Origin of the sequence: Enterobacter sp. BIDMC92, assembly GCF_001030225.1 — a bacterium.
Lineage (GTDB): Bacteria > Pseudomonadota > Gammaproteobacteria > Enterobacterales > Enterobacteriaceae > Enterobacter > Enterobacter sichuanensis.
In genome coordinates, this window is record NZ_KQ087598.1 from 2,599,906 (window position 1) to 2,621,824 (window position 21,919).

Consider the following 21,919-nt stretch of genomic DNA (forward strand, 5'->3'; position numbering starts at 1 on the left):
GGGTTAAGCAACAAAAATGCGTTGTGCAATGTATTGATATCGTGGCGGAGTGTCGGCCGGGTAAGCACGAGTCACCCGGCAAGAAAGGCAGGTGTTGTCAGAGAGAGTGCTCTGGCCGCTGAAGGAAGGAGGGTGAGCCGGACGATAAGGAGGAAGGTGTGCCCTGGTCAAGCCGGAAATTACGCGTACGGGCCTGCAGTTCAATCACCTGGTTACGCAGCACATCAGAGGAGCCGTTAAGTTCCTCCGCCATTGCCACGTTACTTTGCGTGACCCGCTCCAGCTCTGACAACGCCAGCGTAATCTGAGATATCCCTTTCTCCTGCTCTGAGGTCGAGGCGGAAATTTCGTCCATCAACCGGCTGACATTCCCTGACCCCGCCACGATCTCCTGCATATTCTTCTCCGCCTCCGATACAACGGTAGCGCCCTGGCTGACGTTACTGCTGGTGACTTCAATCAGCGCTTTGATATTCTTCGCGGCCTCTGCACTGCGGTGCGCCAGGTTTCTGACCTCTTCTGCGACGACAGAAAATCCCTTTCCATGATCTCCCGCCCTCGCAGCCTCAACGGCCGCGTTGAGTGCCAGAATATTCGTCTGGAAGGCAATGCCGTCGATCAGCGAGATAATCTCTGTCATCTGCTGAGCGCATTCGGTGATGGACTCCATATTGGTGGCGACCTGCCCCATCAGCTCCCCGCCCTTGCGCGCCTGTCGCGTCGCCATGTTGGCCTGCTCGCTCGCCAGGCGGGTGTTATCGGCATTGTTTTTAGTGCTTGCCGCCATTTGCTCCATGCTGGCTGCGGTTTGCACCAGAGACGCCGACTGCTGCTCGGTTTTCACCGAAAGCTGCGCACTACGCGACGAGAGTTGATCCGATAAGGTCATGGCGGTTTGCGATGACGCCCTGATCTCGCGCACCAGCGTAGCGATGTTGCCCGAAAGGCTATTAATGCCGGGAATGAGTCGCTCCGCGCAGTTGTTGCCAAATTCGGGAATAGACACCCCCAGATTGCCCGCTGTCACCTCTTCAATACTTTTCTTCACCGTATTGATCGGCGTCACAAGATACTTCGTCATATAGACCCAGAGCAAAAATAGCGCAACAAAGTTGATTACGTTAAGGGAAATAAAGAGAGAGGGATTGCTGGAAAATAGAACAACGACACCTGCAGTTATCAAAAAAAGAGATAAAAGGAACCCGATAATAAAGGTCCTGACGCTCATATTTTTTAGCATGATGATACCCACAATTTATATTTTGGTCGGCATCTCGTTTTATAGCATTCCCTCAACCGTTTTTCATGGCAATCGTCACTGGTTTTTCTTTTCGCCGTTAGCAACCTGAGATTTTGCTTAAGTCAGATAAAAAACGCGTATTAGTGAAAATGTTCTGCGAGGCATGCTGCGATACTGGTCTCCGGCCACGTTAAGCGATACCATCGCCTGCCGTGAGACGAGACAATCGCCCTCATATTTAAGGCGCTTTGCTACTATTATTCATTTATGTTTAGCAATGCTTAACAGGTTAATGGAAGAAATATATTTTATATTCTTAACGCGTTTCAGGGTATTACTATGACTGGTTATTTTTCACGATAAATAACTAACCTTGTTTGAATGCACATGTTCGTTGCCAGATAAAGATGGACCCGGCAGGCGAAATTGGTGACCCTCTCAGGTGTGGGATTGCATAATGCTCAATATATCGTGGGACCCTGTGTTAATCGCTATTTCTTATCTGGTCGCTTTCATCGCCTCTTTTGTGGCGCTGGACAGCGCCGGGAAAATCCCCCTTTCCAGCCGAAAGGCGGCCATGTTCTGGCGCATGGCCGGAGGGTGTTCGCTGGGCATCGGGATTTGGTCGATGCACTTCATTGGCATGCTGTCGATGCAAATGCCAATGATGATGAGCTACGACCTCTGGTTAACCCTTGCCTCTCTCGGCGTCGCGGTGGTGGCATCGACAACGGCCATTAATATTGCCGTTACCGGAAAAAAACTCTCTCCTGTTCGGCTGATCCTTGCCACGACGATCCTGAGCGCGGGCGTGGTATCCATGCACTACATCGGTATGGCGGCCCTGATGCTCAATGACAGTATCCTCTGGGACTGGCGCCTTGTGGCATTGTCCGTCGTAATTGCCGTCGTCGCCTCCGGGGCGGCACTGTGGCTGGCATTCCGCCTGCGTGATAAACACAAAGGGGTCTTTATCGATCGCCTTCTCGCAGCCCTGGTCATGGGTGCCGCAATCAGTGCAATGCACTATACCGGCATGAGTGCCGCCCATTTTCAGGAAATGGCGCACACTCTGCCCGGCGGGATCGGCGAACTGGGGTTGTCCATCTGGGTTTCGGTCACCACGCTTTGCCTGCTCGGGGTGATGTTAATCATTTCGCTTATCGATTCTCACTGGCGCACCAACCGGCTGACGGATAATCTGCGGCAGCTCAATCGCCAGCTTGAGCTACAGGCGCGCTTCGATGCGCTCACCGGGCTGGCTAACCGTCAACAGATGGATATCCGCATGCAGGATTGTCTGCGCAGTGCGTTGCTGAGTAACAGGCAATTTGCCGTGATTTTCCTGAACGTCGATCACTTCAAGCGGGTTAATGATACCTGGGGACACAACGTCGGGGATGAGTTACTGATCACTGTTGCGCAGCGCATTACGGCCCGGCTCACACGGGAGATGACCCTGGCCAGGTTGGGTGGGGATGCCTTTATCCTGCTGGTACCGGAATGTGACGACGACAAACTCAACGCCCTGCTCAACGCCTTGCTTGGGGATATGCGACGTCCGCTTTCGCTCTGTGGACATACGCTGAGCACGACAATCAGCGCGGGCGTCAGCCGCTACCCTCAGGATGGCGAAACGCTGCATGAGCTAAAGCTCAAGGCCGATGCTGCCTTACACCATGTTAAAGAAGAGGGCCGCAATGACTGGGCCATTTACAGAACCGAGATGTCAACCGCAGTCCCGGCAAAACCCGGTTTTCTGCAGGAGCTGTCTCAGGCGCTTGAGCGTGACCAGTTTGAACTGTGGTACCAGCCCACCTGGCATGCGGAAGATAAAACGATACATGGTTTTGAAGCCCTTCTTCGCTGGCGACATCCTGAGCAGGGTGTGTTACTGCCTAATCTGTTTATCCCCACGCTGGAACAAACCGGCTTAATCATTCCGGTGGGTAACTGGGCCATTGAAGCGGCGTGTCGGCAGCTTCATTTCTGGACGGAACAAGGTTTCAGCCAGTGGACGCTGTCGCTCAACTTATCCCCCGTCCAGTTCGAACAGCAGGACATTTTCCCTGTCGTGTCGTCGATGCTGGAAAAATACAACCTGTCGCCGTCCAGGTTAATTCTTGAGGTGACAGAAAGCACCGCGCTCAAAAATCTCGACCGCAGCATCGAGTTACTGGAAGCGTTTAATCGTGCGGGGATCACCGTCTCGATCGATGATTTTGGTACCGGCTATTCCAACCTGCTGATGCTGAGCGTACTCCCGGCAAAAGAACTGAAGATTGACAGAAGCTTTGTCACTTCAATGCTGGAAAATGAAAAAAGCTACAAGCTGGTCGAAACCATTATGAGTATTGCCCGCACCATGGAGATGAATGTGGTGGCAGAAGGGATAGAAACGGAAGCACAGCAGGCGGAGCTCACCCGTCTTGGCTGCGACTATCTGCAGGGATACCTTTTCTCTCGCCCGTTACCTGCCGAACAGGTCCCGTGGCTGCTGTTACAGAAAAACTCAGACAAACAAATTATCCCCATTAATAAAACCCAAACCGACAGCGCCTATATTTCACAAAAAAATCATGCCTGACGGGGTTAAGTAGAGTATGTTTCAAATGAGTACACGCGAGTTAATTCGGTCATGATGGTCAGGCACAGTGTGCCGATGAGCAGGAAACGCCTATGTCGCAACCTTGTTTTGATGCGCTGAATGTTATTAAAACTCCCGTGTGGCTCATTTCACCCGTGTCGGAACAGATTATTTTTGCCAATGTGGCCGCTCTGCAGGTCATGAGTGATAAAACTCTCGATGCGCTGCGTAAAGGCACCTATTCCGCAACGGCGCAAAGCCTCCTGTCGATGTATGTCTCTGAACTGAAAACAGAGCAGGAGATCGTCGAAATCTGGACAATAAGCCGGGATGGGCAGGATACACCGTTAAGTTGCCGTCTCTCGCTGGCCCGTTACGCCCCCTGGGGAGATGTGATTGTTTTCGAGGGGTTCACCCCGCAACTCCTCACAGGATTGAAGGCCAGCCGCTCGGCAACCTACCGGCGGAAAAAACAGGGGTTTTACGCCCGTTTTTTCCAGACCAACAGCGCACCGATGCTGTTAATCGATCCTGCGCGTGACGGCCAGATCGTCGATGCTAACCTGGCCGCGCTGAATTTTTATGGTTATTCGCATGATGATATGTGCAGTAAGCATACCTGGGAGATAAATACCCTGGGACGAGATGTGATACCCATTATGACGGCGATCGCCGCGCTGCCCGGTGGCCATAAACCGCTTAACTTTGTTCACCGTCTTGCCGATGGCACTACCCGTCATGTTCAGACGTATGCCGGCCCCATTGAGATCTACGGTGACAAGCTGATGCTGTGCATCATCCACGATATCACCGAGCAAAAAAGGCTGGAGCAGGAGCTGGAACATGCTGCGTTACGTGACTCCATGACGGGATTACTCAACCGGCGCCAGTTCTACGCGATTACCGATCAAAGCGACCTGAATCATCTTCCCGCGCAGCAGCAGTTTAGCCTGCTGCTGGTGGATACCGATCATTTTAAGAACATCAACGATCTGTTCGGTCATCTGAAGGGCGATGAGGTGCTTATCGCGCTCTCCCGAACGCTGGAAGCCTGCAGCCGAAAAGAGGATTTGGTCTTTCGTTGGGGGGGAGAAGAGTTCGTTATTTTACTGCCGCGTACCCCTCTCGACACTGCGCTGCAGATTGCCGAGTCGATCCGTGCGGACGTTGCCCGTATAACGCTTCCGGGGTTGCCCCGCTTTACCGTCAGCATTGGCGTTGCGCGACATAATCAGGGTGAGAGTATTGATGAGCTGTTTAAGCGTGTCGACGATGCGTTGTATCGCGCTAAAAATGACGGACGTAATAAAGTCCTTGCGGCATGAAACTGGAGTATCCGACAAAGCCCCGCTACAATGCCTGCCTCGGATAAAATAATTTCAGGTGGGTAGAATCTGCAATGGGAAAAACAGAAATAATACTCACCATAATTATTTTATTCCTTATTATATTTGGCTTATGGTTTATCTTTAGCGGTGAAATCTGGTATTTCGTCGCGTTTCTGGAAAATACCCTTTACCCGACCTTCGATGCCCCATAACGCACGTTTAATCTCTTGTTTCACCTACCGAATTTGTCAGGTACCTGCATGCCGTACTGCCGCGTAAGATACGCGTCGTTATCCTCCAACAACGTTGATAACGAATCACTTATTCACTTGCTTATGTTGCCCGTTCTCTGACGGGCTTTTTTATTTCCGGCAATTCAGCCACGCCAGGCTATATCTTAATCATCTTTGTTGATAAAGGTGAGGAATGATGAGCAAGAAAATCCTGATGCTGGTGGGTGATTACGCCGAAGATTACGAAACCATGGTGCCTTTTCAGGCGTTACAGATGGTGGGCCACCAGGTCGATGCAGTCTGCCCCGACAAACCGAAGGGCGACTACATTATAACGGCGATCCATGACTTTGACGGCGCGCAGACCTACAGCGAAAAACCCGGCCACCGTTTTACCCTTAACGCCGACTTTTCCAGCGTTAAAGAGCAGGATTATGACGCCCTGCTGATCCCCGGCGGCAGAGCGCCCGAATATCTGCGCTTAAATGAGGATGTGTTAAAGCTGGTTCAGGCATTTGACGCCGCACGTAAACCGATTGCCGCGGTATGTCACGGCCCGCAACTGCTCGCTGCCGCTGGCATACTGAAGGGACGGACCTGCAGCGCCTACCCGGCCTGTGCGCCTGAGGTCCGTCTCAGCGGCGGACATTACGCCAGTATCGGCATCGATCAGGCCCATGTTGACGGCAACCTGGTGACCGCCCCCGCCTGGCCTGCGCATCCGCAGTGGCTGGCGAAGTTTACTGCGCTGTTAGAAGGATAAAGCTCAAAGAATCCAGATGTCGTGAAGCTTCCTCAATACTGACTCCGGGGGTGTTACCCTCCCCCGGTGCGCTAACCAGCAGCCGCAGTTGCTCTTCTGCCGGTACTGCACTGGCAAACGAACGGGTTATCTGCCAGACCATCGTCTTCAGTTCACTTCCCGTCAGGTATTTTCCCTTCTGGTGATCCAGCGCATCCAGCTTTGCCGACAGCGCCTGAAGTTGCGTCATTCCCTCATTCCAGCCCTGGAGCTTGCTGGCGGGCAGCGTCCGGGCCATCTGATACTGCTCCCAGCGTTTTACCAGCTCACGGGTTGCCGGGTCGTCCGGCCACAGGGATTTTGCCTGCGTCACCAGTCCCTGGGCATAGCGAAGCCGCCATCCCGGCGACTGGTTCATGACCCCGTTGACCTGATTCGTTATTCGCTCAAGCCAGATGGCAGATTCTGTCCGGCTGTTATCCGTCTTTCTGAAGGCATCGATTTGCGGGGCAGTCATGGGTTCTGGCAGCGGGGCAACGGAGGCGGCCAGGGTATTTGTGGCGTCATCCGGCTGATGCAGGACCTGCCACCCAAAAGCCGTTGCTGCGCCCAGCACCAGCGAGGTTGCCATGCCAGCCACAAAGACGAGCCACCGTTTTGCTTTAATTGTTGGCATCTCTGCCACCCGCACCCTGACCTCGGGCTCCTTATGGATGACATAGACCAGCTGGCTGGCAGGTCGCACCGCTTCCTCAGGCAAAGCAGTACCCCGGGAGGTCTTCTCATGCAGAGCACCGTTTTCCAGGCGACTTAAGGCAGTGCATATTTGCTGCAGCAGGGATGCCGGGTTACAGGCGTATCTGAGTTCCTGACGCTTCAGAATGTCGTCCAGCGCCTGCAGTTGCTTTTCAGCCAGCTCTAGTGCTGTGAAATCAGCAGGCTGCAGTGACCAGGTGCGGAAAAGTTTCTGCAGGCGCTGAAAAAGTCCATTAAGAATTTCAGCCCGGGCCTGCACCGGCTGCGGCCAGAACTGAGCCCACTGGTAGCTCAGCATCGCTGTCAGGATGGCCAGCCCTTCGTTAAGCCCCCTGACCTGCGCCAGCTGGCTGCGGGCAAGGGTATACCAGGCACCGGTCTGCAGCTCAACACCGTTGATTTCAAACAGGGAAAGCGACAGTTTTTCCACCTGCATCCAGTCGACGTCCGGACGTGCCGGGTGTGTCAGTTTGCTCATCTCGTCGCGCAGCGCCGTAAACTGAGGCAGTGAACGCGGATCGCCGCCGGTTCTCACCGGGCGGGGTTGTTCGTCATGCATGTTTCATTTTCCGGGAAAAAGCGAGCCAGAGTCAGGCTCAGGGTTTACTCAGGAAGCAAAGGGGCAATCATCGTAAAGAATGCCTCTTCATCAAACCGGGCAGGATCGCCGCCCTGCACGCCTGCCGGACACCAGGTCCAGTCATTCTGCCTGCCGCTGCGCATAAACAAACGGTACAGGGGCCGGATAGCGTCCGGCGCATGCAGACAAGCTTCAATACAGCCGGTCACGCCCGGCCCGTACAGGAAAATGGGGGTAAACCGGATACTTCGCTTTCCGTAGTGCAGGGTGATACCCGGCACCGAAAACGCGCTCCCGCCGATGAGAAATTCAACCAGCGCAGTGGCTGTGGCTTCCGTGCGGATTTCTGTTCCGGCAAGCCACGTGTCCATTGACGCCTGGAGCTGGCTGATTCGCAGGCGAAACGCCGCAATATCCGCTTCCGCCTTCGTGTCAAAGGCTTCACAGCGGGGATGCTGGTCCTGCAGTTTTCTTAAAAATCGTGCTTTTGCCGTCATGCTTTTACTGTCCGTCTGGAGATTAGAGGCGGGTCCGGGCATCAAGATACTGCTGCTGTTTGAGGTGACGGATCAGCACACGGCCTTCGGGCATAAACGCCGTGCCATAACGCACCAGACCAATCCCCCTGAGTTCAGCATCAATCGCATAACGCAGCTCACCCGGAATAGTCTGCTCAAGCAGAACCACATCAATTTTCTTAAGCCGCGGTTCGTACTTAAGCAATACAGCCGATAACGTTCCCATCAGTTCATGCGCGGTACCCGGCATGCCCTGCAGAATTTTGGTCATATCCGGCAGACCGTAGTCCGGCAGGTGCGCCAGCGTGCCGGCGCGGCAGTTCAGAATGCGCTGCATGTTGTCGAGTACCGAAAGGATGACCTGATTCTCTTCGCTGACCTGATGCAGATCGAGGCCGCCGGTAAAGTTGCCGTAAAGCGTTTCATACAGCGATGGACGGGAGGGCTCACTCATCTTTCAGTGCCTTCAGCGTCAGCCGGTTGTCACCCGCTTCAATCACCCGAGCCTTGTCCGGATCAAGCTCATCGCGGCTCAGTACTACACGCCAGGTGTTGTTCTCCTGGTCCGGCGACATAAACATTCCGGCTACCGCCACATACTGTGCCTTTTCGTCCATCGGCATATCGACCATTACCGCCCCGCCCGGCTGCAGACGGATATCTTTCTCCGCCACCAGGTCTGCTCTGATAGCCTGACTGTCGGCATTAAAGAGTGACGGGTAATCCGTACTATCAAACGTCTTACGTTCCTTAAGTTGATAAATACGCACCACCGTCGACAGCGCCACCCCACCGGCGTTGTGGTTCACTGCCTCACGGGCGCGAATGTCGAGATGCAGGGTTTTCACCTGTTTATAAAATATGGATTTGGTCACAGCGACAGTACCGTCCGTGACTTTCTGGGTCAGGCCACAGCCTGCCAGTAACAGTGAAATCCCCGCGGCCAGCGCGGCCAGGGGAAATTTACCAGCGGTAATCGCCATCTTCATCGGTCTCCCTGCGGTGAATATGTTCTTGTATCCGCTCATAGCGGCCAAGATTGATGGTTATTATTTTGGTGTGTGTGGCGGTGTTTGCTGCATTCAGCGGTCGCATCACGGCGGTGCGGCCCAGCTGTACCGCGCCTGTTCCGGGTTGAGTGTTTATCGTCGCGTCAGGCAACAGGTTGCGGTCGACACACAACTGCAGGCGGACATCGAGGCGTGAACCAAGATAAACGTGCAGCAGCGCCAGCAAATCCGTGTGAAGCTCGCCGCCGGGTAACCAGCCCGTCACTTCCGCCGGGTCCGTGGTGGTCAGGCGCATCAGCACCTGGCTATTCACGTCGGTGGCATAGCTGCCCATCACCGGGTGGTTTGCCAGGGTAACCGGCTGGCGAACATGCATCGCCAGCGGATTCTTCAGCGGTACACGGCGTTTGTCATGGTGCCAGATTTTTACCTGAGAGTTGGGCGCCAGCAGACGCACCAGAGAGGCCATGCCTTCCGCCGTGCGTCCCGGTAGCAGCATCACCGGCAGCAGCGCCAGAAAGCGTGAAGCCGGCGCGGCGATGCTGTCCGTACAGCCATCAATCCCGAGCCCAGCCAGCCCCAGCAGGTACTGCGAGGTTTTGTCCCTGCCGCCTTCTTCAAAGGTTGCCGGATACGAGTACTTACGCCAGATACGGTAGTACTGGGCAATCAGCCGGTGGTTGAAGATATCGAGGAAACCGGCAGTGGCCTCATACCCTTCCCGTCGCCGGGTGATATCGTCGGTATAGTGCGTCGGCAGTGGCGATTCCACGCCGTAGAGCCCCATGAAGGTGATGCGCACCGTCGGCGGCAGATGGGGATGCTCGGGTAATTCCACCCCTTTGATTTCAGAAGCCGGGAACCCCATCCCGGGATGGGGCTGGAAGCGCACCGGCTCACGCTTAACCTGCCAGGTGCTGCCGGTAACCGGTTGACCCGGCTGGCTCTGCTCCAGTAGCTGGCAAAAGCGATAAAAGTTCATGTACGGCAGGTACTGCCGTAGCTGCGCTGTCAGCCGGGCAGCCGCGGACTGTGGTTCTCTTTCCACCGGATACATTTTCCTTCTGGCTGAACGATGAGGGTGAGCTGGTTGAACTGGTTCATGTCTGCATAGAGCGCGAAGAAACGGTTGAGCATTTCGCCAAACAGGTGAATGTCCCCTTCCCCCGTAAAACCGTTGCTGTCGAGCGTGACTTCGATATCCAGCCCGCGCAGCAGGTAACCCTGCTCGAACCGCTGCAGGCGGTGATGCGTCACCTGCTGTATCGCCTCCAGACGGCGGGTGTTCAGTTCATCCTCCTGCCAGTTGTACAGCGCAAGCGTCCCGCGCAGCACTTCAGCAGTACTCATCATGTTCAGGAACCCGGAACCCAGGTGACTCAGCACCCGCCAGTGAAAACGGTCTTCCGCAGGCGGGTAGACGGGCAGCGTCGGCCTGCAGAGGTTGCGTACCGAAAGCGGTGTACTGACCACCTGTTCACAGCGGTCAAGCAGTGTGCTCTGCAGAGCCCGGCGCGGTAACTGACCGTTGGTACCGGTGATTTGCAGCGACACGGCTTCGCGCTCAAACAGGCGGTCTTCTTCCCACTGGTGTCCGCCGAGGATAAGCCAGGTGTCATACAGCCCTGTCACGCTGCGCTTCACGCGTGTGTGGTAGTAGCGTGGCGGCGCGTGGCGACGCATCATCCCGCCCTTGTGGCGGAAACTACTGAACGGGACGTACTCCGCGTCATGGGTCCGGTTTGAGCCGGTGACTGAATCGACAGAATAAATCTCGGTATGTCCGTCCTGCAGACGTTTCGGGCGCAGCAGGTACTCGCTTTCAAGCCCGGTGATGGTGAGCGGGTCCGCTTCCAGGGTGAACAGATTAATGACAGGTACGCAGTGCAGGCGAACGGCCTCATCAGTAACCGGCAGGTCAGACGGCCATGGCGTACTGAATACGACTTCAATGTCGAAATACTCGGCCCCAGCAGGCGGCGTGATACCGTCAAGGCCATTGAGGTGGACAAACATAAACTTGTCCCGGAAGGTGAAGTATTCCAGCAGCAACTGGTAGCCGCTGAAGGCGGTATCCCCTTTAGGCCAGAGTCCGTCTTCCTCCGCAAAGCCACCCGGTGAGAAATATCCGTCAAGACGAATACGGTCAGGCTGCCCGGGCAGGCGCAGGTACAGTGCCGCCAGCCGTTTGGTCAGCATCAGGTGCAGCTGGCTGCTGACCGGGGCACCCGCCCCGAGATACAAGCTCAGGCGGCTGAGGTCTGCACCGGACCAGTCCGCCTGACGGCTGCAGGCAAAGCGCATCCGCAACAGGGAGCGACCGTCAGGCTCCGTCGTCATGGTAACACCCGATATACTCAGGGGATTGAGCATCACTTCCTGGGTGGTGCGATAACGGCAGACGGTATTCTTCGGCCCCACCGGTCGGGAGTACACCTCAAGGCCTGCGGGCACCACTTCCGCCATTTTCATGGCATGCAGCGCCGGGGTCAGTGCCACCACCGAAAGCGACGGAATGGTGCGCAGGTAGTGTGGCCAGAGCATGCTGACCAGCCCCTCAGTAAGTTCCGGCAGGTCGTCGTCTATCTTTTCACGCAGCCGCCCCACCGAGAAGGCAAACCCTTCGAACAGGCGTTCAACATACGGGTCGGGGGGCCCGGCCTTATCCAGGTCCAGCATCGCGGCTCGGTCCGGGTGAGTCTGTGCGAACTCTTTCGCGGCTTCACGCAGGTAGCGCATTTCTGCGTCGAAATAGCGCAGGGTCAAATCTTCCATTTATTCTTTTTCCTGTGGATCTAACCGCAAAGAACGGCGGCGCGGGCAGGGTCAACGGCAATAAGCCCGGCCAGTAACTTATCCATCACCGGTGTAAGACGGGCCCTGTCAGCTTCACTGCGACCCGCTTTCAGTCGCAGAAGTTTCAGATGCCGGGCCTGTACTTCAAACAGCAGCTCAGGCTCCCAGACACTAAGGGTGATCTCACCGGCTCGCTCCCCCAGCTCTGCAAACAGGTGTACAGCCAGGTCATTTTTGCCGTACTGCTCAGCAATACGCCCCATCAGCAGGCGCAGCAGCCACTTCTGGCGTTCAGTGGTTATGCCCGGGCGGGTCTGTAGCCATCCCAGCGCCGCATCCGGGCCCTCGCTGTCCGCCAGCGCCACGGCTTCCGGCTCCAGCGTCAGAATGTCATCGTTTCCACTGGACACGTGCGCGGAGGGCATGTCATTACCCCACCCGTCCGCCGTGTCCAGCACGCTCTGCCGGATCCAGTTCAGCGTCACCTCATCCGCAAACGGCGTGCCGTCGCTGAAGGCCAGCGTTTCGAGCCCGGAAAGGCGGGTCAGCAGCCCTTTGAGGTCAGCGGCGATGATGTCGGCCAGTGTCTCCTGCCCGGTTTTCGTCAGCGCCTGATGGATATACCACTGCAAATCCAGCCACAGGTGATTAGCACCACGGGAAAAGGCGCTGTCGGCCGTTTCCAGCATCTCAGCCCAGTTCTGCTGCAGGTAGAGGCGTTTGAGCAGCGCGCGCTGGTCCGCCCGTGGCGGTTCGATGCGCGTACGGCCCTGTGCATCCGGGGCCGGAATGGCCCACAGGGTGTCATGCCGTAGGCTTTTCATCAGATGGTGCGCTGACAGCCAGCCGTCAGTCTGTTCGCGCAGGTATTCACTGAGCGTCCGGGCCTGCGCCAGCAAATCCTGGCCGGAGGTGATCCGCCCGATAGCCGGGGCATCGCTATGGCTCGCCATGGAAGGTATGTCACTGATACCCGCATTCTGCGGGACCACCGCATCCACCCCGCCTGCCTTCTGCAGACGACTTTCCAGCGCACCATACAGTGCATTAAGTTCAGGCGGCTCGTTTTCGGTAAGCTGCGCTATCAGCAGCAGCGCCCCGGTGGTACGCACGGCCTCTTCCCGGACCACTTCCGGGTACAGGGAAAGGGAGTCGGTCATACGCGAACCGGCCAGCCACTCCAGCGCTGCCGTGCGGCTGCGTTCCCGCCGGGGATGCAACTGCGCACCGAAGCGGTCTATCAGCCCGGCCAGCAGTTCGAGTCCTTCAGCCAGCCCCTTTTCACCTTCCCGGTGAAGTTTCGCCCAGCAGTACCAGGTTACCACACGGATATCTTTCGCAACGGTGGTTAAAATCTTTTCTGCATGCTGGCAGATAAGCGCAGTGTCTGCGCCAGAGAGCTTATTGATTTCCTCGCGAATTTGCTGGAAGTCATCATCATAGCCCGGGTCTTCACCAGCGGGCGATGAACCGGACAGCGGCTGCAGCCAGCGCTCCCAATGCGCCACGCGTTCCCGGGTGGCGGCAAGCAGTGGGACCTGTTCGGCCTGGCAGACGCTGAGTAAGGCGTTCAGCATGTTCATCAGTAATTCTCCCCCTCATCAGCGGTAACAGGGTCTGACACGGCCATGCCGGTTGTGCTGAAGATGGTCTCCGGCAGGCGGAAGTTGCGCAGCTTCAGCAGTACCAGCGGTCCCTCTCCCGCTTCGGTACGCAGGGTGTAATTGAGCGCGCGACCATCCGGGGCTTTCCAGCTCAGGCTGTAGCTGCTGTCGGCCCCCTGGTAAGCGCTGACCACAGCCTTATCGAGCAGGCGTATCCAGCCCCAGCCGCCGGGGATATCAGCATACTGGCGGGTCCCGGCATGGGTGCTTATCCAGCTTAAGACCGCGCCGGGCGCCTCCGTATCCGCAGGCCAGCTAAAACGCTTCCACGTCGGCATCTGGTTCACGTAGGTGAGTTTCTGGCTATCGATAATCAGGTCTGTCTGCATCACACCATCGGCAGTGCCAGGACGCAGCTCGAAGTTCATCCCGGCGTTGCCTTCGGTGAAGGCCACATCCGAGATATGGCTCAGGGTGTTGACGGCATTAATGAATGCCGGGTTAAACACCAGCCCCTGGGAGTTGATACTGTCCGGCATCCAGTGGTTACCCTCTTTATGCAGCACACCCCTGAGGCGCGTCTGCAGGAACTGGGCAATCCGCCCGGAATCCGCATTGAGGTATTTCGCCAGCAACGGCAGAGAAACATCACTGGTGGCGTTGTTGAACGGATAACGACCGCCAAAGGCACTGTTCCACTCAGCCACCACCGCCTGTTGCCACTGGGCATTAAGACTCTCCGCCGCCGGGGTCAGCACCTGCTGCCAGGCCTGCTCCATCGGAGTCACAAATACCGAGCGGCCAAAACCGCTCCACTCCTGCCCCAGACCGGCGGCAATCAGGCTGCCGTAGTCGCGGGTTTCGGTCAGGTCGACAGCTTTGCCCTGGAAAACCGTCTGAGCAATGGTCTGGGTCATTGCCTGCGGGTCAGCAGCATTGGTGACCTGCTGCAGGCGCAGACGCACCTGGGTCACCCGGGTCAGGTATGACTGCAGACTCTGCACCTGTTCGCCGGTGCGGCTTTTATCCATCAGCGCCAGTACCGGGCCAAAGGTCGCATCCAGCGGACCATGGACGCCGGCGCTCTGGTCAATCGCGTCCTTATCGTCACCACCCAGCAGGTTTTTGGCTGATTTCACCAGTGAATCGGAAATCGCCTCGCCGGTCTGTCCGGTACGTCCCTGCACGTTCAGGGTGTTCATCAGCGCCACCAGAGGCGACTGACGCACGTCGGCCATCAGGGTCAGCTGGTCAATGGAGTCCGACAGTGTGGCTGCCGGGTTCCAGCGCAAGCTGTTGAGAAATTCCAGCCATGCACCACCAAAATCGGCAAAATAACGCGCCGTCAGGCGATTTTTAAGTGCTTCCGGAGAGATTTCATCCTGCTGACTGACCGGACGTTTACTGTCAGTCAGCACCCAGTCGAGCTCGTCTCGACGCGCCTTCACCACTTTTTCAATAGCAGGTTGCACCGCCTGCTCCCAGGCTTGGCGGGTAAACATCCCGGGTACAATTTCCGTGGTGCTAAACAGGCGGGCAGCATCGGTATCGCCGGTCATGTCTTCGAGACGCATATCCACATAGAGATGCGCCACCTGAGAGAGCATTTTCTGGTACAGCGTCGATTCACTGTTACGCACGCCCATCAGGCGAACCAACAGCGACCGCGCCTGACTGACCATGTTCTCATCGGCACGGAGCTTCCACTCCGGATGCGTGACCAGCTGCGAGCCAAAGAACGACAGCAGCGACGGAGCCATGCCCTGCCAGATACCGTCTTTCACGCCGTCACGTTTCGGCCAGGACTGAAGCAGTGCTTTGCTGAACCAGGCCACATCCATATGCTCAGGACGCGCCAGCATCAGATAAAGTTTCAGCTGGTCATAGGCCATTTTTGCCCTCTGCTCGCGCAGCGGGCTATCCGGCGGCAGCGCATTAAAGGCATTAAGCCGGGTCTGCAGGTGAACCGCGGCGGCATCACGCAGCAGCGGAAAGGCACTGTCCTGGTAACGTGGCCAGAGTGCCGCCAGCAGTGCATTGTTCTGGCTCAGCCCGGCCTGCTCATACCACGGCACGCCGTGCTCTGAACGGTACTGCAGGCGGGCCAGTGTTTTCTGAAGTTCAGACAGCGCGTGCAGGCGCTGCTCCGGCGGCTGATTTTGTCGGAAAGCCAGCGCAGCCTGGGCATTCGCGGCCTTAATCTGGCTGCGGTTGGCCACATACGCGATACCCATCCACACCGCCCAGCCCGCCATCGTCAGCGCAGCAACAGACGCCATCACCGTGCGCCACGGAATGCCAGGCTTAACGGGACGCAACGCGGCAGGGAGCATCCGGACCGATTCAGGCAGCACATCCCAGCGCCTGTCCATGCCCCAGTGATGTTGCACGTCACGCTCTGCACCGGCAGAAGGCTGGCTGAACACCACACCGGCCAGCGGCAGCGGACGGTACGAACTGAGCATCACCGACAGCGGCGCAGTCACACTCTCCGGCTCGCGGATAAGCTGGTCGGCAAGCGCCAGCAGGAAGTTGTGTTTCACATCATTACAGGTCTGCTGCAGGCCTTGCGAAATCAACTCCGGCGTCAGGGCAGCAAGCTGTTCTGTTAACCCCTCTGTACGGCGCCCGACGGGCAGCAGGCAGCCTGTCGCCTGCACGATGCGTCCTTCCGGTTTACCGGCGCGCGGATGCAGGGACCAGACGTACAGAGGGAGTTTCCAGCCCAGCGCATCCATGCGACTGTTGATGGCATGAGACAGGGAATCCATGGTGCTTTCCGAGGGAACCGGTAGTGGTTGCTCCAGTCCCGGCGCTGAAAGCTGGTCAAAGGCTGAGGTGACCCATACCAGACCATCCACCGGACGACGGCGCAGCTTACGCAGTGCAGTCAGCCAGGCGCTGTCGGCTGGGGTATTGAGGTCACCGCCCCACAGCAGCAATGTCCCGCGATCTTCCTGCCAGAGCTGGCCTGTCAAGCCGGGGGTCAGTTGCTCCACCTCTGAAACGGTACCGGTTATCAGCAGGATGCGCGTTTTACGGCCCCAGCGACGGCCGTAGAGGTTGCGCATGGCTGCCCGGAGGGTGTCGACGGTGACATTGCGTGGTGCAGTACGGGCAACCCTTGATTCATCAGAAGGTAACGCATTGTTCTTCTGCTCTCGCCAGCGGTGATATTTTTCCCGCATAAATCGGAATACAACCGGCGTATAACGAATAATCAACAGGACAAGCCACACAGCCGCAAATGCCATCGCCTGCTTCAGGCGTGTATCGAGACCATACTGAGGACCAAAATGCAGGATCAAACCCATTATAGCGAGTGAGACCAGCGCTACGATGCCGGCAAACCCTCCTCTGCTCCATGAACTAACCGGCGTCATTATTATTGCTCCCTGAAGTAACGGTACTGACAAAACGATCAGTTCCGGAAGTAAACAGACCTAAAACAGTTGCCTGACTGACTGTGGCGATATCCGAGAGCAATGCGGCTAAAAGCCACGCACTGCCGCCCCCAGGAATACCGTTATATTTTTCCAGTACATCAATTTCCTGCGGCACCCACGGTGTCAGATGTGATTGAGACGCGGTCATTAGATCAGCAAACCAGTCATTCCAGTGCCCATAGTCACAAAATACGTTTGAAGTCTGACAGGCGATCGTTTGTGTTTCGAGGAACAAACCTATATCAGCCTTGAAATTTGTCATGTCCAGCGGCATCGGTCGCAATATGCGGGCGGAGTGTGAAAGCTGGTATTTTTCCGCAACATCATCGCTGGTAAGAAGCATACTCGCCAGTGCATCGGAATATCGCCCGCCCCCATGCTTCTGCAATACCAGGATGAAATCAATATCCAGAACCGGGGTTTTAAGGCGTTCTTCGACCCAGGCAAAAGAAAGAGTTTCACAAAAAGAAACAGAACCAGAGATGGCGCGATCAGGGTATAGGCTTCCCCAGACTTTACGAATTTGAGAATCGAAATCTGCAGAAATAACGTCGCTTACAACAGTGATGTTAAGCGGTACTGTAGCAGGTAGTATCGCGATTGCGTTTTGCACACTGGCAAGCCCCAACTCTAACAAGGAGTCAGAAGCCACAGACTGAGCGTCAAAATGGCTGGTCAGTGAAAGAAGTTGTGGCGCGTCTGATGCCTCTGATTTCGCGATAGCATCGGCGGTCACTCCTGAAGGTAACAGTATGCTGCTACCCAGCACCGCCAGATAACGTCCTGCCCAAGATTCCCATTGTTGTTGCCCATATTCAGCTTCCTTCTGCAAAAAACGATGCTCATCAACCGTTTTGCCCCAGAGCCAGCCCCGCAAACAAAAGAAGAAAAACCAGCCAAGAACCGGGCTGGATGCCAGCCACCAGATATTGAATACAACCAGCGCCTTAACCATGCCAGACGCATGAAGCATAAACAGCAAAACGCCGACAACGGCGGCAACTCCTCCTGCGAAAACCCATCCCATAAAAGAGGGTTCAGGATGTAACTCCATTGCTGTTGGTTTCGACCTTTCCCAGCCCATTGATTACCCTACTGTACTATTCTGCGCACTCGAAATGACCTTACAACCGCACTGACATTTGCAGCCATCGACGACAACAGCACGACCGTTAAAGGTACGGTGTGGTGATCCTTCCACGATGGGATTGGTTCCATGCCCTATGATCGGGCAACTAACCAAATCGCCAACTAAAGCAACCTTTTTACCGCCGACTGTAATATTGGAGGAGACGGAGATCACTTTACCGCCATGCGTTGTTTTATCGCCGAGTAAAACCAAACCTTTTGTCATATTTAATTCTCGATTAATAAAAAACAAAGAAGCAATTAAATTTCTTCTTTTCGACTTAATCAAAATTGGGACGCACAGTTCCATCAGATATATCGCTGCCATCAGTGATATATTATCCAAGGATATACACCTTTAATTGCACGATAAGATCATCAGTTGGTATCTTACTATATCATCACCATAAATAAATCTGCGTCACAACCTAAAAAACCCCACTAATACAAATCATTACTTCATGTTGATTTTATTAAAATCAGGAATAATTGTACCTTCTGGTGCCACACTTCCGTCTGGATAAATTATCTTCGCATGAGCTCCAGGTTCTTTTTTTCCACACCGATATATCGAGTTATTTTCGTTTCATCTAATGAAGGCATAAAACTCACTTTAGTTATTGCATCCCCTCTCAAAGAAATAAAATTCTGCTCACCTAATAAAGATAGGCTAGTCTCAGTGGAGTTTAATCTTCGCTATCTTATATACGGATAATATATTGGAGACAACATAACGTCGCCATGAACTATCTTGAACTGACCATTTTTCGTTGCATTATCATCAAAGGCATTTGTCGCGCCAACTGCAGTTCCTGGCACTAACTCCTTACCGAGGTGAGTTACACCAACATATTCAATACCCAGATTGAATTCACTCAGTTTCCAATTACATTGTCCACCACCATCTTTTGCAATTTTTGCAATCCATATATTAGAATCATTTTGTTTCTGAAGCGGAATCTTCACTGGATTATATCCTACCTTCTCATAATGCTTGCCATCCCGCATACTCATCAAATTACGCTTGCACGTCGTGGATATGTACAATACTTCAAGAGGGAAAGGTCGTGTATAATGTGAAGGATTCCTTACTTCAACATTAACCCACTGAGTATTCGCGGCTGGTGAAAGGGTACGATCATCCGCATTGACACAGCCAACAATAAACAACACTAGAGTGCTAAGGAATAACTTATTTATATCTTTTCGCATAAGTTAATCCTTTAATCTATTTACATCAGGGTGAGTTGTTCCATCGGACACTACTGAACCATCTGGATAGACAATCTTGTAAAACGCTCCAACTTTATGCTCTTTTGGAGCAATCATCTTAACCAGTTTAGACTCATCAAGAGTTGGCTTAAATTTTAGCTGAATATTTTTGGCAGAAGAAATCATCTTTATTTGCATGAAATCTTTCTCACCAAATAAATTTAACATATCGTCTGTGCTGATGCGCTTATTGCTTTGTATCAAGGGATAGTACTCAGGAGATAAAACGAGCGAAGAACCTTCAAATACCTTAAAGAGACCATTTTTTGTTGCATTGTCATCAAACGCAATTGTTGCGCCAACTGCAGTTCCCGGAACTAAACCCTTACCGAGATGAGCAGCATCAATATATTCAATACCCAGATTGAATTCGCTTAATTTCCAATTACATTTACCTCCACCATCTTTTGCAATTTTTGCAATCCATATATCTGAGGAATTCTTTACCTGAAGAAGGGGGATTTTTATTGGATTGAGTCCCACCTTCTCATAATGCTTGCCATCCCGCATACTCATCAACTCACGTTTACACGTCGTTGATACGTAGAGCACCTCGAGAGGAAAAGGTTTTGTATACGATGAAGGGTTTTTTATCTCGATATTTACCCATTCAGTATTCGATGGTGGTGATAATGTTCTGTCAGTTGCCTGAGCACATCCATTTAACAAAAACACAACCTGGAGCAAGATAAATAAATTTAATCTCTTATACATTTTCTATGTCTTCCTCACCATAATAACCAAATCTTTTAAGAGCATCAACCCCGGATGCAACAGAAAGAGTTGAGTTAAGCGAATCCTTTAGCAAATCCTCGAGTAAAAGAAACTTTTTATTCCTGTCAAATTCATCCTTAGGAATATCACCTGAATAACGATCCATTTGTAAATCAAAGGATACTACTTTATCAGCGTGCTCAGTGAAGACTTTTCCGTCACTCAACCCTTTTTCATAAGTTAATCCTAGCAATTTATTGTTTATATATGGCATATATGATGTCAGAAGATGATTTCCAACATTAGCAGGCACACCTCTATTCGGATTCATGCCTTCGGGGAAAAATTCTTTAAGATCTTCCTTGGTAAGCGAAGCTTTAAAAGCCTTTTGATCTTGCCCGGATTGTTTAGCTTCCTGAAGTGCCAATGAAGGTACAAGATAGAGCTTAACTTTTTCAGGAAGCCTTGCCTGAATGGTCATACAATTTCTTGGGTAAGGAAGTTCAATACTACATTGTTGCCATTTTCTACTTTGGGTTGTAGTTAAAAATGCGACCGTATTTCCATGATGCCAAAAGCAGTCACCCCACTCTACTATTTGCCAGGCAGTGAGTTCAACGACAGACCATAAGAAACCAAGTGTTGTTCCCAATGGGCCCCATAATTTATACAATTGATTATCCAGATCAGCCTCAGGCGGAACAGATGGTACTGGGTCTTGATCATTTACATGGCGATAATGAATAACACTTGATAATGCATCTACAGCATTCTTAGTAAAAGTCCTCGGCATACCATAGGTATAAAGAAGTGGTTTACTATCCTTTAATCTTACAGAGTGAATTAATGCCAGCGATCCTCCTAAACTATGACCACAAATGAATAAATCCCTACTTTCAATTTTATTAAGTAGTTCATTAAGTTGCTTTTCAAACATTCGTTCAATTAAGGTATAGCCTTCCCAAAAGCCAGTATGCACCTTCCCAGCAGGAACTAATGAAGTGCATTCCGATTTGATGTTGCAACTATCGGACTCTACTGGCCTAAATGATGCATCAGTTATCCCATCGGTTAAGCTGGCAGTTCCACGCCACGCTATGATAATTTTATTATTGTTGTAGACATAGTAAAGCTGCGTATCCCCTTCAGGGGCATCAGTTTTGGTCGAATCGATATCTATTGGAAGAAAATATCTATCAGCATAAGGTACGTCAACAACTAAAGCATTAATAGTTGATTTACCGATTTTTCGGGATGGTATTGTCGATAGGTCCTGAAATTGATTAATAAAATATTTCGTGATGATATCTATATCATCATATGCTAGATCTGAGGCTAACCCTAAATTAATAGCATTTGCCATAGAGTAATCATTCTGGTGATGGAGCACTAGCTCCCAGGCTCTGAACGGACAAATTTCGATCACATGGCGCTTTTCAAGTTCATTTGTTCTGACCTTAACGCCCTTAAATGAACTACTGATTGGAAAATGAAATAAGGGTAACTCTTCCCCATCTCTTAATTGTAAATCAGGTTGCTCATGACATAATTCGCCTACGACGGCGTAGTGCCACACATAGCCATTTTTCTCTGTTTTTGGACGAACAATTGAGTCTTTTAGAGGATCTCTACCACCCACGCGAAGAGAGCGCTTTTCCATTTCCTTTGTCAGTTGGTTACTGTCAAGTGTCAGTTTCAGCTCAAGACCATGCGGCATATCAACTCTGATTAGCCCGTCAGCATCGCTCTGACCAGAATAAGTGAATCCCTCCACCGGACCAGAAACAGGATGAACGCTTTCCACAGTCCATGGCATATCCGCAACGGGATCGCCCTGCTCATCAACCAGTTGAAATTCTACCCAGTAGGGTTTCTGCTCTTCGCATGGAGCATGAGGATTTTTACGGCAGAGTGAGGATACAGCAGTAGTCATTTTATTCGCCCTCCTGGCTATCAGCAATATTG

Annotated in this window: 18 protein-coding genes; 4 read left to right on the forward strand and 14 right to left on the reverse strand. The window is 53.3% G+C overall.

The window, feature by feature from the left end:
• Positions 1–97 precede the first annotated feature (97 nt).
• Positions 98–1,240: a methyl-accepting chemotaxis protein gene (locus SP99_RS12235; protein WP_072060268.1), complete on the reverse strand. Its 1,143-nt coding sequence runs from the start codon at positions 1,238–1,240 to the stop codon at positions 98–100.
• A 457-nt stretch (positions 1,241–1,697) separates the two neighbouring features.
• On the opposite strand from SP99_RS12235, the gene SP99_RS12240 reads away from it, so the two are divergent.
• From SP99_RS12240 to SP99_RS12250, 4 genes are all read left to right on the forward strand, one after another.
• Complete coding sequence (locus SP99_RS12240) at positions 1,698–3,827, forward strand: putative bifunctional diguanylate cyclase/phosphodiesterase (protein ID WP_047958771.1); 2,130 nt, start codon at positions 1,698–1,700, stop codon at positions 3,825–3,827.
• A gap of 92 nt (positions 3,828–3,919) precedes the next feature.
• Entirely contained in the window at positions 3,920–5,152 is a 1,233-nt protein-coding gene (locus SP99_RS12245; RefSeq protein ID WP_047958772.1) for a sensor domain-containing diguanylate cyclase, read from the forward strand.
• A 74-nt stretch (positions 5,153–5,226) separates the two neighbouring features.
• Positions 5,227–5,367, forward strand: a complete 141-nt coding sequence (locus SP99_RS24635) for an Ecr family regulatory small membrane protein (RefSeq protein WP_053060152.1) — start codon at positions 5,227–5,229, stop codon at positions 5,365–5,367.
• A gap of 217 nt (positions 5,368–5,584) precedes the next feature.
• The gene (locus SP99_RS12250; RefSeq protein ID WP_025759500.1) at positions 5,585–6,151 is read left to right on the forward strand and encodes a DJ-1/PfpI family protein; all 567 of its coding nucleotides are present in this window, start codon (positions 5,585–5,587) and stop codon (positions 6,149–6,151) included.
• Here the strand turns inward: SP99_RS12250 and SP99_RS12255 are convergent.
• The 13 genes from SP99_RS12255 to SP99_RS12310 all read right to left on the reverse strand — a co-directional run bounded on the left by SP99_RS12255 (position 6,129) and on the right by SP99_RS12310 (position 21,887).
• A complete protein-coding gene (locus SP99_RS12255) occupies positions 6,129–7,445 on the reverse strand; it encodes a VasL domain-containing protein (protein WP_047958773.1) in 1,317 nt (438 codons plus the stop codon). The two genes, SP99_RS12250 and SP99_RS12255, sit on opposite strands and share 23 nt — an antisense overlap.
• A gap of 44 nt (positions 7,446–7,489) precedes the next feature.
• On the reverse strand, positions 7,490–8,005 hold the full coding sequence (locus tag SP99_RS12260) for a hypothetical protein (RefSeq protein WP_231584230.1): 516 nt from the start codon (positions 8,003–8,005) through the stop codon (positions 7,490–7,492).
• Entirely contained in the window at positions 7,986–8,438 is a 453-nt protein-coding gene (gene tssE / locus SP99_RS12265; protein ID WP_047958775.1) for a type VI secretion system baseplate subunit TssE, read from the reverse strand. Before tssE ends, SP99_RS12260 begins: the two co-directional genes overlap by 20 nt.
• On the reverse strand, positions 8,431–8,967 hold the full coding sequence (gene tssJ, locus SP99_RS12270; RefSeq protein WP_176472217.1) for a type VI secretion system lipoprotein TssJ: 537 nt from the start codon (positions 8,965–8,967) through the stop codon (positions 8,431–8,433). Before tssJ ends, tssE begins: the two co-directional genes overlap by 8 nt.
• Complete coding sequence (tssG, locus tag SP99_RS12275; RefSeq protein ID WP_047958777.1) at positions 8,948–10,051, reverse strand: type VI secretion system baseplate subunit TssG; 1,104 nt, start codon at positions 10,049–10,051, stop codon at positions 8,948–8,950. The genes tssJ and tssG overlap by 20 nt, the downstream gene beginning before the upstream one ends.
• Complete coding sequence (gene tssF / locus SP99_RS12280) at positions 10,006–11,769, reverse strand: type VI secretion system baseplate subunit TssF (protein ID WP_047958778.1); 1,764 nt, start codon at positions 11,767–11,769, stop codon at positions 10,006–10,008. The genes tssG and tssF overlap by 46 nt, the downstream gene beginning before the upstream one ends.
• Before the next feature lie 20 nt (positions 11,770–11,789).
• Complete coding sequence (tssA, locus tag SP99_RS12285; protein WP_047958779.1) at positions 11,790–13,373, reverse strand: type VI secretion system protein TssA; 1,584 nt, start codon at positions 13,371–13,373, stop codon at positions 11,790–11,792.
• Positions 13,373–16,777, reverse strand: coding sequence for an ImcF-related family protein (locus SP99_RS12290; RefSeq protein ID WP_047958780.1), 3,405 nt, complete (start codon positions 16,775–16,777; stop codon positions 13,373–13,375). The genes tssA and SP99_RS12290 overlap by 1 nt, the downstream gene beginning before the upstream one ends.
• On the reverse strand, positions 16,764–17,924 hold the full coding sequence (locus tag SP99_RS12295; RefSeq protein ID WP_047958781.1) for a hypothetical protein: 1,161 nt from the start codon (positions 17,922–17,924) through the stop codon (positions 16,764–16,766). Before SP99_RS12295 ends, SP99_RS12290 begins: the two co-directional genes overlap by 14 nt.
• 3 nt (positions 17,925–17,927) lie before the next feature.
• Complete coding sequence (locus SP99_RS23760) at positions 17,928–18,194, reverse strand: PAAR domain-containing protein (RefSeq protein ID WP_072060298.1); 267 nt, start codon at positions 18,192–18,194, stop codon at positions 17,928–17,930.
• A 470-nt stretch (positions 18,195–18,664) separates the two neighbouring features.
• On the reverse strand, positions 18,665–19,180 hold the full coding sequence (locus SP99_RS12300; RefSeq protein ID WP_231584231.1) for a hypothetical protein: 516 nt from the start codon (positions 19,178–19,180) through the stop codon (positions 18,665–18,667).
• 3 nt (positions 19,181–19,183) lie between these two features.
• Positions 19,184–19,954: a hypothetical protein gene (locus SP99_RS12305; protein WP_047958782.1), complete on the reverse strand. Its 771-nt coding sequence runs from the start codon at positions 19,952–19,954 to the stop codon at positions 19,184–19,186.
• Positions 19,947–21,887, reverse strand: coding sequence for a lipase family protein (locus SP99_RS12310; protein ID WP_047958783.1), 1,941 nt, complete (start codon positions 21,885–21,887; stop codon positions 19,947–19,949). Before SP99_RS12310 ends, SP99_RS12305 begins: the two co-directional genes overlap by 8 nt.
• Between the last annotated feature and the right edge of the window lie 32 nt (positions 21,888–21,919).

What these genes read in the sequence shown, in the direction of transcription:
- SP99_RS24635 (WP_053060152.1), top strand. Translation starts at nt 5,227, where the DNA reads ATGGGAAAAACAGAAATAATACTCACCATAATTATTTTATTCCTTATT.
- SP99_RS12260 (WP_231584230.1), bottom strand. Translation starts at nt 8,005, where the DNA reads ATGCCCGGACCCGCCTCTAATCTCCAGACGGACAGTAAAAGCATGACG.
- SP99_RS23760 (WP_072060298.1), bottom strand. Translation starts at nt 18,194, where the DNA reads ATGACAAAAGGTTTGGTTTTACTCGGCGATAAAACAACGCATGGCGGT.
- SP99_RS12300 (WP_231584231.1), bottom strand. Translation starts at nt 19,180, where the DNA reads ATGCGAAAAGATATAAATAAGTTATTCCTTAGCACTCTAGTGTTGTTT.
- SP99_RS12245 (WP_047958772.1), top strand. Translation starts at nt 3,920, where the DNA reads ATGTCGCAACCTTGTTTTGATGCGCTGAATGTTATTAAAACTCCCGTG.
- SP99_RS12295 (WP_047958781.1), bottom strand. Translation starts at nt 17,924, where the DNA reads ATGGGCTGGGAAAGGTCGAAACCAACAGCAATGGAGTTACATCCTGAA.
- SP99_RS12240 (WP_047958771.1), top strand. Translation starts at nt 1,698, where the DNA reads ATGCTCAATATATCGTGGGACCCTGTGTTAATCGCTATTTCTTATCTG.
- tssG (WP_047958777.1), bottom strand. Translation starts at nt 10,051, where the DNA reads ATGTATCCGGTGGAAAGAGAACCACAGTCCGCGGCTGCCCGGCTGACA.
- SP99_RS12305 (WP_047958782.1), bottom strand. Translation starts at nt 19,954, where the DNA reads ATGTATAAGAGATTAAATTTATTTATCTTGCTCCAGGTTGTGTTTTTG.
- tssE (WP_047958775.1), bottom strand. Translation starts at nt 8,438, where the DNA reads ATGAGTGAGCCCTCCCGTCCATCGCTGTATGAAACGCTTTACGGCAAC.
- SP99_RS12250 (WP_025759500.1), top strand. Translation starts at nt 5,585, where the DNA reads ATGAGCAAGAAAATCCTGATGCTGGTGGGTGATTACGCCGAAGATTAC.
- tssJ (WP_176472217.1), bottom strand. Translation starts at nt 8,967, where the DNA reads ATGGCGATTACCGCTGGTAAATTTCCCCTGGCCGCGCTGGCCGCGGGG.
- SP99_RS12310 (WP_047958783.1), bottom strand. Translation starts at nt 21,887, where the DNA reads ATGACTACTGCTGTATCCTCACTCTGCCGTAAAAATCCTCATGCTCCA.
- tssF (WP_047958778.1), bottom strand. Translation starts at nt 11,769, where the DNA reads ATGGAAGATTTGACCCTGCGCTATTTCGACGCAGAAATGCGCTACCTG.
- SP99_RS12235 (WP_072060268.1), bottom strand. Translation starts at nt 1,240, where the DNA reads ATGCTAAAAAATATGAGCGTCAGGACCTTTATTATCGGGTTCCTTTTA.
- tssA (WP_047958779.1), bottom strand. Translation starts at nt 13,373, where the DNA reads ATGAACATGCTGAACGCCTTACTCAGCGTCTGCCAGGCCGAACAGGTC.
- SP99_RS12290 (WP_047958780.1), bottom strand. Translation starts at nt 16,777, where the DNA reads ATGACGCCGGTTAGTTCATGGAGCAGAGGAGGGTTTGCCGGCATCGTA.
- SP99_RS12255 (WP_047958773.1), bottom strand. Translation starts at nt 7,445, where the DNA reads ATGCATGACGAACAACCCCGCCCGGTGAGAACCGGCGGCGATCCGCGT.